Origin of the sequence: Salinimonas profundi (assembly GCF_014750655.1) — a bacterium.
Classification (GTDB): Bacteria; Pseudomonadota; Gammaproteobacteria; order Enterobacterales; family Alteromonadaceae; genus Alteromonas; species Alteromonas profundi_A.
The window spans coordinates 19,313-32,373 of sequence record NZ_JABBXD010000017.1; the positions used below are offsets into that span (position 1 = coordinate 19,313).

Annotated in this window: 15 protein-coding genes; 4 read left to right on the forward strand and 11 right to left on the reverse strand. The window is 49.6% G+C overall.

All coding sequences use genetic code 11. The features are described 5' to 3' along the window. Window position 1 precedes the first annotated feature (1 nt). From glpE to HHX48_RS17930, 7 genes are all read right to left on the reverse strand, one after another. Window positions 2-313: a thiosulfate sulfurtransferase GlpE gene (gene glpE, locus HHX48_RS17900; protein ID WP_191026668.1), complete on the reverse strand. Its 312-nt coding sequence runs from the start codon at window positions 311-313 to the stop codon at window positions 2-4. A 6-nt stretch (window positions 314-319) separates the two neighbouring features. Next, on the reverse strand, window positions 320-1,342 hold the full coding sequence (gene tdh, locus HHX48_RS17905) for an L-threonine 3-dehydrogenase (protein ID WP_191026669.1): 1,023 nt from the start codon (window positions 1,340-1,342) through the stop codon (window positions 320-322). Further along, complete coding sequence (locus HHX48_RS17910; protein ID WP_191026670.1) at window positions 1,339-2,532, reverse strand: glycine C-acetyltransferase; 1,194 nt, start codon at window positions 2,530-2,532, stop codon at window positions 1,339-1,341. The genes tdh and HHX48_RS17910 overlap by 4 nt, the downstream gene beginning before the upstream one ends. 132 nt (window positions 2,533-2,664) lie before the next feature. Further along, on the reverse strand, window positions 2,665-5,139 hold the full coding sequence (locus HHX48_RS19105; protein WP_191026671.1) for a putative bifunctional diguanylate cyclase/phosphodiesterase: 2,475 nt from the start codon (window positions 5,137-5,139) through the stop codon (window positions 2,665-2,667). Further along, window positions 5,109-6,278 carry a hypothetical protein gene (locus HHX48_RS17920; protein ID WP_191026672.1) on the reverse strand — a complete coding sequence of 390 codons (1,170 nt, stop codon included), beginning with the start codon at window positions 6,276-6,278 and terminating at the stop codon, window positions 5,109-5,111. The genes HHX48_RS19105 and HHX48_RS17920 overlap by 31 nt, the downstream gene beginning before the upstream one ends. Continuing rightward, complete coding sequence (locus HHX48_RS17925; protein ID WP_191026673.1) at window positions 6,275-6,673, reverse strand: type 2 periplasmic-binding domain-containing protein; 399 nt, start codon at window positions 6,671-6,673, stop codon at window positions 6,275-6,277. Before HHX48_RS17925 ends, HHX48_RS17920 begins: the two co-directional genes overlap by 4 nt. A gap of 166 nt (window positions 6,674-6,839) precedes the next feature. Next, on the reverse strand, window positions 6,840-7,862 hold the full coding sequence (locus tag HHX48_RS17930) for a glycosyltransferase family 9 protein (RefSeq protein WP_317983521.1): 1,023 nt from the start codon (window positions 7,860-7,862) through the stop codon (window positions 6,840-6,842). A gap of 74 nt (window positions 7,863-7,936) precedes the next feature. On the opposite strand from HHX48_RS17930, the gene HHX48_RS17935 reads away from it, so the two are divergent. Both HHX48_RS17935 and coaD read left to right on the forward strand, forming a co-directional pair. After that, window positions 7,937-8,656 carry a 3-deoxy-D-manno-octulosonic acid kinase gene (locus tag HHX48_RS17935; protein WP_191026674.1) on the forward strand — a complete coding sequence of 240 codons (720 nt, stop codon included), beginning with the start codon at window positions 7,937-7,939 and terminating at the stop codon, window positions 8,654-8,656. A 65-nt stretch (window positions 8,657-8,721) separates the two neighbouring features. Continuing rightward, a complete protein-coding gene (coaD, locus tag HHX48_RS17940) occupies window positions 8,722-9,213 on the forward strand; it encodes a pantetheine-phosphate adenylyltransferase (RefSeq protein ID WP_191026675.1) in 492 nt (163 codons plus the stop codon). On the opposite strand, the gene mutM is transcribed toward coaD, so the two are convergent. The 4 genes from mutM to rpmB form a co-directional block, all read right to left on the reverse strand. Continuing rightward, on the reverse strand, window positions 9,214-10,023 hold the full coding sequence (mutM, locus tag HHX48_RS17945; protein ID WP_191026676.1) for a bifunctional DNA-formamidopyrimidine glycosylase/DNA-(apurinic or apyrimidinic site) lyase: 810 nt from the start codon (window positions 10,021-10,023) through the stop codon (window positions 9,214-9,216). An 11-nt stretch (window positions 10,024-10,034) separates the two neighbouring features. Then, on the reverse strand, window positions 10,035-10,511 hold the full coding sequence (locus tag HHX48_RS17950; protein WP_191026677.1) for a hypothetical protein: 477 nt from the start codon (window positions 10,509-10,511) through the stop codon (window positions 10,035-10,037). Window positions 10,512-10,635: 124 nt separating this feature from the next. Then, window positions 10,636-10,791: a 50S ribosomal protein L33 gene (rpmG, locus tag HHX48_RS17955; protein ID WP_013786148.1), complete on the reverse strand. Its 156-nt coding sequence runs from the start codon at window positions 10,789-10,791 to the stop codon at window positions 10,636-10,638. Window positions 10,792-10,803: 12 nt separating this feature from the next. Continuing rightward, window positions 10,804-11,040 carry a 50S ribosomal protein L28 gene (gene rpmB / locus HHX48_RS17960; RefSeq protein ID WP_139754770.1) on the reverse strand — a complete coding sequence of 79 codons (237 nt, stop codon included), beginning with the start codon at window positions 11,038-11,040 and terminating at the stop codon, window positions 10,804-10,806. Between the two features lie 525 nt (window positions 11,041-11,565). Between rpmB and HHX48_RS17965 the strand changes: the two genes are divergently transcribed. After that, complete coding sequence (locus HHX48_RS17965) at window positions 11,566-12,645, forward strand: CDP-glycerol glycerophosphotransferase family protein (protein ID WP_191026678.1); 1,080 nt, start codon at window positions 11,566-11,568, stop codon at window positions 12,643-12,645. A 15-nt stretch (window positions 12,646-12,660) separates the two neighbouring features. Continuing rightward, window positions 12,661-13,053, forward strand: coding sequence for an adenylyltransferase/cytidyltransferase family protein (locus HHX48_RS17970; protein ID WP_191026679.1), 393 nt, complete (start codon window positions 12,661-12,663; stop codon window positions 13,051-13,053). Window positions 13,054-13,061: the final 8 nt, after the last annotated feature.

The following is a 13,061-nucleotide window of genomic DNA, read 5'->3' on the forward strand; positions in this document are numbered from 1 at the left end:
GTTATTCAGTTACCACAGGCTGTGATTGTTTCCAGGCTTCAAAGCCGCCATCCATACTGTACACGTCTTTAAAACCCTGATTGGCGATAACGTTCGCAGCCTGCTGACTACTGATTCCGTGATAACACACCACGACAACGGCCTGTTCGCTATCAGTCTGCTCAATAAACTCTGCAAAATTATCATTATTAAGCTGGGTTGCCTGTGGCATGTGACCAGCAGCGAACGAGTTGGGATCGCGGATATCCACGACCCGGTAAGCGGACATATTTTCAGCTACGTCCTGCACGCTAATGTGCTTAAATTCCGACATAAACCTCTACCAGTTTAAAATGACTTTACCCGACTCACCTGAGCCCATTTGATCGAAGCCTTTCTGGAAATCTTCAATATCAAACTGATGGGTTATGACCGGTGACAAATCCAGGCCACTTTGCAGTAACGAGGCCATTTTGTACCAGGTCTCAAACATTTCCCGACCATAGATACCTTTCACCACCAGCCCTTTAAAGATGACCTGATTCCAGTCAATGGCAACATCCGAAGGCGGGATACCCAGCATAGCGATTTTGCCACCATTGTTCATCTTATCCAGCATATCGCGGAATGCCGATGGCACGCCGGACATCTCAAGACCGACGTCGAAGCCTTCTGTCATGCCGACTTCAGCCATCACATCTTTCAAATCTTCTTTACTGACATCCACGGTGCGCGTAGCGCCCATTTTTTTGGCCAGTTCCAGACGGTACGGATTGATATCCGTGATAACCACGTGGCGCGCACCCACATGACGGGCAACCGCTGCCGCCATTGCGCCGATGGGGCCAGCCCCGGTGATCAGCACATCCTCGCCCACCAGATCAAATGACAGCGCAGTATGCACTGCGTTGCCGAACGGGTCGAAGATAGATGCCAGTTCATCGCTGATATTGTCAGGGATTTTAAATGCATTAAACGCAGGAATGACCAGATATTCGGCGAACGCGCCGGGGCGGTTTACACCTACACCGGTGGTATTACGGCACAGGTGACGACGCCCGGCACGACAATTGCGGCAATGCCCACAGGTAATGTGTCCTTCACCGGAAACACGATCGCCAATCTCGAACCCGCGTACTTCCTGGCCCATACCAACCACTTCGCCAACATATTCATGGCCAACCACCATGGGCACAGGAATGGTCTGTTGTGACCATTCATCCCAATTGTAGATATGCATGTCGGTACCACAGATAGCGGTTTTACGAATCTTAATGAGCAGATCGTTATGACCGACTTCCGGCTCAGGTGTATCCTGCAGCCAAATGCCTTTTTCGCGTTTAGCTTTTACCAGTGACTTCATTTGATCACTCCCATCTCACGCCCGACTTCGATAAACGCATCAACCGCTTTATCAACATGCTCAATACTGTGGCCTGCTGACATCTGCGTGCGAATACGCGCTTCACCCTTAGGCACAACCGGATAAGAAAAACCGATAACATAGATGCCTTTTTCAAGCAGTTTATCTGCCATTTCACTGGCTTTTTTCGCATCGCCAAGCATAACCGGAATAATCGCGTGGTCTTTACCGGCCAGAGTAAAGCCAGCCTCTTCCATACGCTGTCTGAAGTGCGACGCGTTTTTCCACAGCTGTTCACGCAAATCATGACCGTTGGCCATCATATCAAACACTTTCAGCGATGCAGACACAATAGGTGGCGCCACAGAGTTAGAGAACAGATACGGACGTGAACGCTGACGCAGCCATTCAACAATTTCTTTTTTCCCTGAGGTGTAACCGCCGGATGCGCCGCCCAGCGCCTTACCTAATGTACCGGTAAGAATATCGACGCGATCCAGCACCTCACAATATTCATGACTGCCGCGACCATTCTCACCTAAGAAACCGGTGGCGTGACAATCATCGACCATCACCAGTGCATCATGTTTGTCAGCCAGATCACAAATGCCTTTGAGGTTGGCAATTACGCCGTCCATGCTGAACACGCCATCAGTGGCAATCACCTTAAAGCGCGCGCCATCTGCAGTCGCCTGCTTTAACTGGTCTTCCAGCGCTTCCATATCGTTATTGGCATAGCGGTAGCGTTTTGCTTTGGATAAACGCACCCCATCAATGATACTGGCATGATTAAGCGCATCTGAGATGATGGCGTCCTCAGGCCCTAAAATGGTTTCAAACAGGCCGCCGTTGGCATCAAAGCATGATGGATACAAAATGGTATCTTCGGTACCCAGAAAATCACTGATTTTTGTTTCAAGCTGCTTGTGGATGTCCTGGGTGCCGCAGATAAAACGCACCGACGCGACACCAAAGCCGTGACTATCAAGCCCGTCTTTGGCGGCAGACACTAAATCAGGGTGATTGGCCAGTCCAAGGTAGTTATTCGCACAAAAATTAATTACGTGGTCATTGCCCACTTCAATATCTGCTTTTTGTTGCGAGGTAATAACTCGCTCTTTTTTATACAGGCCGTCTTCTTTAACCTGCTCTATCTGCGAGCGTAAATGTGCAATAAATGCCTCAGACATGCTTATCTCCATTGAGAAAATAAAAGCGTCATTTTAAAGAATGCGGGAGGAAGGGTACACTCTTTCCGTGTTTGTGACGGGTGACGATAAATTTAATTGTAAATAATTCGCCACACCTTAACGGTTTACAGACTATGGCGCATCTTTTTTCCATACACCCTGATGCAGATTTTTGTTCAGTTCCTCCCACAATGCAGCTTCAGGGATCGGCGGACTGAACAGGTAACCCTGGCCCTGATGACAACCAAAACCGGTCAGCATGTCGAACTGCTCCTCGGTCTCGATACCTTCGGCAATAACGGTCAGCCCCATCCCCTTCACCATTGAAATGGTTGAAGAGACAATACTGCGGTCATCCGCGCTTTCTACCATGCCTGACACGAAGGAACGGTCGACCTTGATGTAGTCCGCCGGTAAGGCTTTTAAGTAGCCCAGTGACGAATACCCGGTACCAAAATCATCAATCGCGATAAGACAGCCCATTGCCCGAATCGTTTCCAGGGTGGCAGTAGCCCGGTTCATATCTGCCACCAGCGCGGTCTCTGTCAGTTCCAACTCAACATTCTCAGCCGATACATTGTGATACGCAATCTGTTGCTCAAGATAAGCCGGTAAGGAATGGTCAAGAAACTGTGCCGCCGATACATTGATGGCGATTTTCACATCGGTATAGCCTTTGGCATGTAGCTGAGCCAGCTTACACAGCGATTGTGAAATCACCCAGTAATCAATGGTCATCATCAGTGATGTGTTTTCCAGCAGCGGGATAAACTCGGCCGGGGAGATAAAGCCTTTCTCCGGATGGTTCCAGCGAATCAGTGCTTCCATTCCCACCAGTTTGCGCGATGGCATTTCCACCTGCGGTTGCAGCGCCAGCGAGAAGTGACCCTGGCTTAGCCCGATGCGCGCATCATTTTCCAGCTCTACCCGCCGCATCACTTTCTGGTGCATGGTTTTATCAAAGATACAGTACGCAGAGCCACTTTGTGCTTTAGCCTCATACATCGCGATGTCGGCATGGCGCAATAAATCTACTGCGCTGATATCACCGGTGTCGGTAAAGGCGATACCGATGCTCAACGATATATAAAACTGATGTGAATCGAACTGAATTGGCGCATCAAAGGCCCGCAACAACTTGCTGGCAACCACCTCTAACTGCGCGCGGTTTTCAACACCCGACAGCAATATCACAAATTCATCGCCGCCAAATCGGGCAGCCAGATCGCTGTCGCGCAGTGGCGCAGAGAGGCGTGATGCAGCCGCTTTAATAAGCTTATCGCCCACATCATGCCCGTGAATATCATTAATGCGCTTGAAGTCATCCATATCCAGGAACAATACCGCCATCGGCTTGGCGTTGCGGGTACGGAACGAGACTTCCTTCTCCATCTGAAACATCAGCATATTGCGATTCGGAAGCCCGGTCAGCACATCGAACATCGCCATATTTTCAAGCTTGGCGGTGGTTTCGTTCATCTTGGTGTCAACGCGTTCCAGCTCGACAGCCAGATTACTGGCTGCGGTTTCCAGGACATCAAGCTCGTCGGGCAGACGTTTCGCGGCAAAGTTTACATGTTGCGTGGAGGCACGCTTAAACTCATCGTAGCGATGCTCGGCGAGCAGTGGTAAACGCCAGCTCAGGGCAATCAGCTTTTTACGCGAGCGATTGAGAATAAAGTAAAACAGCAGCGCAAAAACAGCCAGTGTGATAAGAGCACTGCCTACAACCCAGTCCTGATAGTTTCGGGCTGACATGACCTGTCGGGTTATGTCGCGGGTAAATAGTATGTAGCTGTCAGGTAGTCGTCCGTCCAGTACAGGTAACAGGCTGACCAGCATCAGCCGGTTATCGTAGTCGATACGACTTCCCTGCGCGATGAGGCTCTCGATGGTTGTATCCTGCGGCAGCTGACGCAAAATCTTACTGACATGCGCTTTGTTTGAGGCAGATAAACGGCTGATCACTTCCATAGACGCTGCCTTTTGCTCGCCTCTGACGATGGCAATACGCTCGACATCAGCAAAACGTGATAGCAGCGCCACCAGCTCCTGCGTGCCTGAGGAGAAAACCAGCACCGCCGGGTCGTCATCCTGCACCATGACCGGAATCGCCACATAGCGTCGGCAAAGGTGTTCACAGGACGTGGTCATCTGCGGACGCAGATCAGTAAAGGCCTGCTGACGCATGGTTGCCACAAAACCGGGCATCTCGGACGCCTCACCATGCATAAGTGTGCCCGCGGCTGAAAACAGCCAGATATTGTCTACCTGCAGGTAAACTTCCAGGGATGCCCTGGCACCCTCAATAGAGCTGGTCAGCTCCTTAAGCGTGGCAGGTCTGCCACCTTTGGTCCGCGGGAATGTTTCTGCCCACAGCTGAATGCGGTCATCCAGCAGCGTATTGAGCAACTGATACCGGCGCATGTTCAGCTGCTGCATCGCCTGATGCTGCGTTTCAATGGCATTGTTTGACTGCTGAATTAACAGCGAGCTAATAAGCGCCGTGATACTTGCCATCATCAGCAGGACCAGCAGCATCACTTTTGTCAGAAACGACAGCTTTACCTGCATAACTAAAACCAGTACATCAGTTGCACTGCCCACATCCTCCAGTGCTTATCTACATTTGTGGCAGTTCGCGGCAAAATACGACTGGTAGCGCGAGCGGCCCCCTCTACCCAATGATGTTCGGCCTGTAACCGCCAGTTTGGAGCGATATTCCATCTGGCGCCGACGGCATAGGTTCGGGAATATCCGTAGTAAGCAGGGACGAGACCACCGCTCATCGCAGAAAGTGCGTGTCCGTCGGGGTCATCTCTGTCCAGCGTGTAGGTATCGTAACTGGCCAGCGCGCTAAAGTCTCTGTTAAACAGATAGCGTGCCTGCACATAACCGCCCTCACCGGTGCGGTCGGTTACAAAGGTAGGCGCGTATGCACCTGAATCTCGTCGGGATTCTATCACCCATTCAGCACTCAGCTCCCAGAATTCACTGAAATAAATGCCCGAGAACACAATACGCTCTATTTCGCTTTTGCCGTTAAAAAACGATTCCTGTGGTGCAGCATCATAGCGAAAATCTGAGCTGAGCCAACTGGCTCCCAGTCGCCAGTTATAAGACGGTGGTTGATAAAACACACTGAACTGATGGACATAGTCCTGTTTTACCTCACCTTGAGCATCCGGGCCCAAAAACGCTTCAGTGTCGTCATCATCAAGGGGGGATTTACCGTAACTCCAGTTGACTTCCCACACCCCACTGGCATTACTGCGCGTTGATTGTATGCTTATACCGTCGCTGCCCAGTGCAATATCCCGGGAGCCATCAAAATACACAGACTGTGGCAAAATAGCAGTGGCCCGGGTGTGGGGAACATCGCGGCTGGCAGAGTACAGCCAGTGACGGTTTTTGAAGCGCCCAAGATGAACATGGGTGGACCAGTTCGCAATATGCGGCGCTGCCCAGTCGATAAACAGGTAGTCGACCCTGCCACCTGACTCATAACGGTTTCCGCCATTGAGGTAATTCAGCTGGCCCACCAGAGCAAGCTGATCCTGTATTTGCCAGCGCCCATTAATCCCGATTTCGGTCAGGTCGGTTGTTATATCATTGTTGTCAGTCAGATAGTCGCTATCAACTGATTGTGTAAGACCCTGCGAAACATAGCCGTGCCATTGTACTTGTTGCACTTCCTGAGCCTGTGCGCAGAGTGAGAAGAGAGAAAGAAAAAACAGCCGTTTCATTGCGGGTCGACCTTATCTTGCCGTTGTTGTAGTAGTTCTTCGCTGGCGTAGCCCACCGCGCCCGGAGTGGCTTTTACTGCGTCGATAAGTGCTTCCTGAGAGGGCACAACTTTTGGTGCGTCACCCTGCCCGGAATAGATGATTTGGTTCCATATCCGTTCGAGCTGATAGGGAAACATTTGCAGCATCTCGCGACAAAATCGCCGATGCACGTCAGATTCCGTTTTCAGAACAAACACATGAATTTTATTACCGTCTTCCCAGTGTTGTTGCCGGGCGGTAAAGATGGAACGTGCTTCTGTTGGAGACAGGGCTTGCTTGCCCACAGAAGGGTGAAAGACAAACTGAAGGTTATCCTCTGCCGCCCTCGCGGAGGTTGCAGATAACTGAATCATTGTGATCAGCGCAATTCCCACCGCGTGACGCACACGTTTCGTAAAAAGTAACCCAAGCAGCCTGGACACCCAGCGCTTCTCCCTGGTTGTGCCGAATTTTCGCATTATTTTAAGTGTAGTTATTGTTTTTGTTTTTGCTTTGCAAACTATCGGCAGCTGGCAGCGCTTATTCTATGATCGCCGCCACTTTCGCCCATACCTGCTCCACGGTGATTAGCGACATGAGATCCTCTCCTTTTGCGCGGGTTCCCCAGCCAAGCTGCTCCCACGACTGTCCTTTTTGCTTTGCGATTACGTCGTCGTAAACCGAAACCACATTGTGTAAATTATTATAAGGCCCGGTGCGGCGCGGGTTAGAGTGTGCATACAGTCCCACCACCGGCGTACCTTTACAGGCCGCGATATGCGCAGGCCCGGTATCAGGTGCAATCACCAGCGCAGCGCGGCTTAGCAACGCCGCCATCTGATGCAGACTGGTTTGTCCGATTAAGTCCACCAACACGCTTTGCGCATGCGCTTTAATCGCATCGCCGGTTTGCCTGTCCAGTGAAGCGGGACCACCACACAACACCACCTGAATACCTCGTTCTGCCAGATTATCCGCGATTTGCGCATAGCGCTCCGCCAGCCAGTTCCGCTCGGCTTTACTTGCCGCCGGGCTGATTACCACAAACTTGCCTAACGCCTGGTGCTGCTTCTCTGCCCAGGTAAGCGCGTCAGGTTCAAGGGGAATATCCCACTGCAATGGTGCTTCGGGCACGCCAAGCTTGTCAGCAAAATCCATAAAGCCTTCAAGAACATGGGCGTGCCTGGAAGGCGCGACGCGTTCATTGGTAAACCACCAGTGCAGTTCTTTACTGCGCGACCAGTCAAAACCAATACGGCGCTCTGCCTTTATAACCCGGGAAGCCAGATTGGCGCGTAATGCCACCTGCATCATCAACAAGGCGTCAAATGTTTCTCCGGCCAGCTCGGCTTTAAGCTTTGTGACCGCCGCCTTCTTCTCTTTTTTATCGAAAATAATAAACCGGACGTCAGGGATCAGCCGCACCAGTTGGTATTCAATTTTACCGATAACCCAGGTAAGCTGGGCCTGCGGCCAGCGCTGACGAATTCGGGTGACCATCGCCGCGGCATGGGTAACATCACCGATGGCTGACAGCCGGACCAGACAAATCTTTTTCGTCAATGCGCCTTTCCTCAAACTCTAAAAAGCTTAAACTAATCATTAGAATAGCGAATCTATCACAACATAAAGCATATATGGCTATAATACACCATAAATTAGGTATTGGGCATCATACGTTAGTAAATACCCACTACTTATCTGATACCGATGTGGCGGTATTTTCACCAGATTACTGGCACAATCGTGATGCCGTCGAAGGCCAGGCAAAGGGGCGTGGAACCACTCTCTTTGTACAGCCGGATTCACCGCAGCAATGGGTACTTCGTCACTATCGCCGCGGTGGCTTAATCGGCAAGGTGCTTACCGATCAGTTCCTTTACGCAGGCCTTCATCGAACCCGCCCGTTTATGGAAATGCAGCTGCTTGATTATATGCAGCAGTGTGGACTGAACGTACCCACAGCTATCGGCGCGCAGGTTAAACGCACCGGGCTGATTTATCGGGCAGACTTACTGACGTTACGAATTCCGGATGCACAAGACCTACATCATGTGCTATCGGAGCATGCGCTTGATGATGCTACCTGGCTGGCGGTGGGAAGCGCAGTGAAAAAAATGCATAATACCCAGGTTTACCATCACGATCTGAATGTGCGGAACATCATGCTGGACACGGCAGGTCAGGTGTGGATTATCGATTTTGATCGATGCGCGAAACGCAATGCCAGTGGCTGGAAGAAAACCAACCTTGAACGTTTGCGTCGCTCATTTGAAAAAGAATCAGGCCGCAACGCAACCTTTTATTGGGATCAGCATAACTGGAATACCCTGATAACTGGCTACCAGGAAGCTTAAACCGCATTGCATCCGCTTTAATTAGTCGGTAGTGTGCGATTTATCTAAGGAATCGATTGTATACCATGCATACCAGAGCAATTTATCCGGGAACATTTGACCCGATTACCAATGGCCATGCTGATCTTATTCAGCGCGCCTCACAGATGTTTTCTCATGTGATTGTGGCGATTGCATCTAATCCCAGTAAAAAGCCCGTTTTTACGCTGGAAGAACGCGTCCGACTGATTAAAACCGTGACAGGCGATTTGGATAACGTTGAAGTGCAGGGATTTACCGGCTTGCTGGCTGATTTTGCTGATCAGCAAAATGCTACCATTCTTATCCGGGGGCTGCGCGCCGTTTCAGACTTTGAGTATGAGTTTCAGTTAGCCAACATGAATCGCAGACTGAACCCGAAACTGGAAAGCGTGTTCCTGACGCCGTCAGAAGAAAACTCCTTTATTTCCTCAACGCTGGTTAAGGAAGTGGCAATGCATCACGGTAAAGTCACCGAATTTTGCCACCCTGAAGTTGAAAAAGCGCTGGCGAAACGCTTTCATACAGATAAGAAGTAACTAGCGCTGACACGCCGGGCAGTAAAAGGTATTACGCTGTCCGATGACAACGCTTTTTATAGGAGTCTGGCAGCTCAGGCATGGCGCTTCTGCTCTGCCGTATACCCTTAGCTTTTGTTTAAAGTAACCCGGATTACCGTCACTTTGCGCAAAGTCTTTTAGCGTGGTGCCGCCCTGCTCTATCGCCTCTGCCAGCACCTGCTTTATGGCTGCTGTTAAAAGTTTATAGCGTTTCGCACTCACTTTGCCTGCAGCCCGGCGCGGATCGATGCCTGCCATAAACAACGCTTCATTGGCGTAAATATTTCCCACGCCCACTACAATCGCATTATCCATAACAAAATTTTTGATCGCCCCTTTGCGCTGCCGAGACAGCCTGTAAAGGCGCTCATCGTCAAAAGCGTCCGTTAGTGGCTCAGACCCTAAGTTCTGCATTTGCGCTAGCTGCGCGCCCTCAGGTTGCCAAAGGCAGGCACCGAATCTACGGGGATCGTTAAAGCGCAGGCATTTTCCGCTCCCCAATATAATATCGATATGATCGTGTTTTACCGGTGCCAGCGATGCATCTACCACACGTAACTTACCCGACATCCCCAGATGAATAACGATGGTGCCTGTCTCGACCACAATCAGCAGATATTTTGCGCGGCGATCAACACGCAGCACCTGTTGGCCAATCGCCTGCGAAAGCTCGTCTGGTACGGGCCAGCGCATTTGTCGTTGGCGTACAACGATGTCGGTAATGGTCTGGTTACTCAGCCAGGGAGAAACGCCCTGACGGCTGACTTCAACTTCCGGTAACTCAGGCATGTAAAAAACTCTTAGTTATATTCATTCCACGGTAAGAGTGTGGGCAGTGCTGCATCTTTCAAGATAAACCACTGATGTTGGGTTTTCACAAATGTGCGTTGTTGGTCGGGATAAAACGCAAAGACCTGCCCCTCACTGTTACCGGCCAGCCAGACGACGGCAATATAAGGTTGGGCGGTGGCGATATCTTCAGGCACGGCATCTGCCGGTGCCAGCTGACCCTGCTGCCAAGCCGCTAACTGCGTCTCAGGCGTTACGGAAAGCGCAGTATTAAGCTGGGTTTGTCGCCAACTCTGTCCGGCGCGCTCAAGGCTATAGGGTGATTGCTCTACTTTGAGCAGGTAATCGTTTTGACTTATCAATGAGCGGGCTTGCGGCGCGGCTGGTTCAGGCAAAAAGGCATCCAGATTGAACAGAAGAATCATGAATAGCATTGCGAAGATCACAACATTGTTCATTACTCTGGGAGAAATTCGCGTTCTTGCCATGAAGGCCTCTTAACTATCAATGATATAGCAAAGTGTATAAGAATGCGCAGGGAAACGCTATCAGGCGCTAAACGCAAAAAACCCGGCGTGGGCCGGGTTTTCGTGGAGACAAAAGCAAGCTTTATTACTTGATTTTGGCCTCTTTGAACATAACGTGCTTGCGCACAACGGGATCAAACTTTTTGATCTCCATTTTGCCAGGCATATTACGCTTGTTCTTATCTGTGGTGTAGAAGAAACCAGTACCTGCAGAAGAAACTAATTTGATTTTATCACGCATTGTTTGGCTTCCTTAGATCTTTTCACCACGGGCACGGATGTCAGTCAGTACTGAATCAATGCCTTTTTTGTCGATAATACGCATGCCTTTAGCAGACAGACGCAGTTTAACGAAACGGTTTTCGCTCTCTACCCAGAAACGGTGAGATTGAAGGTTTGGTAAGAAGCGACGACGGGTCGCGTTTCTTGCGTGCGAACGATTGTTACCAACCGTAGGACGCTTACCTGTTACTTGACATACTCTTGACATTGTATTTGTCTCCAGAACAACGATAACTGTCGCGCCAATCGATCCCACCACTTCATTAGTCTCTGGGTCAAATGACGTATTACTATAAATTAGAGGGCGCATTTTATACAGTAAAGCTAGCCAAAATACAAGATAAGCCGCAAAAAAACCTGGTAAATGTCCCTCAGATCGAGATCTCCCCGGATCCGGGCTGCGGATTCTACATCAAAGCCGCGCTGCATTGAAGGAAAAAGCAGCGTTTCGACGAGGAATTAATCTGCGATCCGCAGAATTTGATCTCGCTGTTGACCGGATTGCGCTGTTTGAATGTTCCGCGATCAATTCATCATCCTGCTTAGACCACAATCCAGTCACGCGCAAAACCAATTTAATTGCTCATTATTTACGCATTTGTAGAAAAGACGATGCTAATTTTTATGACAGATTTGCTACAACCTGCGTATTTATGCGATAAACGTCACTATTATAAGAATAATAAAATATATCGACAGCCTTTTGCGCTGATTTCGATATCAGGAACGTGTGATGTTCGAAAAAGTCCTGTTTGATACACAGCACCTGTACTACCTGCCCCAATATCTGCCAGTCGCAGCACTGTTAAAAGCGAATGGGGTAAAGTCTGAATTTGTGCTTTATCACGAAGAAGCGCTTGATAAAGTAAAAGAAAAAGCGATCACTGATGCGGGTTTCGAGTATGTGTATCTGGAAGATAAAACCCACGCTTTTGACTTTTATCAACATGCCCTCGCTCAATGGATTGTTTTCGGCAATGTCCCGCCATTTTCAGCACAGCAAAAAAATCACATTACTGCAAAACTGGCGCTGATGCAGCATGGCATTGGCCCTAAAGCATGTTATTACGATGTATCGGCGTTTCCCTTTGATGTGAGGTTTGTTGAGGGACAGGAACGTCTGAGGCGGCTGTCACAGCAATTTCCTGACAAACAGTTCGTTGATACCGGATTTGCCAAGCTGGATCCTGTTTTTAATAATCAGCATTCCGATCTCCAGCTGTCAGATCTGGGACTAGATCCTACAAAACCGACAGTTTTGTACGCCCCCACTTTCTTTCCTTCCAGTATTGAGCACTTTCAGGCTGAGTGGCCCGCTTCACTTACTGATTACAATCTGATTGTTAAGCCACACTTTTTCAGCCTGACCAAGGACCGGTACAAGGCGCATCGCAAACGTTTCGATGCGTGGGCGCAGTTTGACAATGTCTGGGTTGCCAGTGTGGCGCATTATAATTTGCTGCCCTTCATGCAATTAGCCGATGTAATGCTGTCCGATGCGTCTTCCGCTATTTTTGAATTTGCGGCACTGAATAAGCCTGTTATCTGGTGTGATTTTTATCAGACACGGTGGAGTTATAAAGGCTTGTTGAAATTCAGACTTAAGCAGCGGCTGGACCCGGATATCGAACTGTTTCACAAGCTGACAACACGTACCAGCGCAGCAAAATACGTAAAGCCGGCGATTGCCGGCTGTCTGAAACATCCAGAGACAAAACAAATGGCCCGGCAGGAGCTGGTCAATACCATGGTAGGGAAAACAGATGGCCAGTGCGGTGCAAGAATTGCGGCGTATCTGACTAAACATAGTTAATTACCGGGAAATATTGTGCGCAGAGTGATTACCTTCGGCACCTTCGATGTTTTACATATCGGCCATATTCGTCTGCTTAAACGCGCGAAAGCATTGGGCGACTTTCTTATTGTGGGCATTTCTTCTGATGAGCTTAACGTTAATAAAAAGGGACGAAACCCCGTTTATCCCTATCAAAGTCGTCATGAACTGATCGCATCGCTACGCTTTGTCGATGAGATTTTTATAGAAGAATCGCTGGAGAAAAAGCGGGAATATATTCGGGCGCATAAGGCAGATGTGCTGGTGATGGGCAATGACTGGGAGGGTCGGTTTGATGATCTCAAAGACACGTGTGATGTAATTTACCTGTCCCGCACTCCGTCAATCTCTACCACAGAAATTATTGAAATTATCAAAGAGCGGTAATTGCTTAC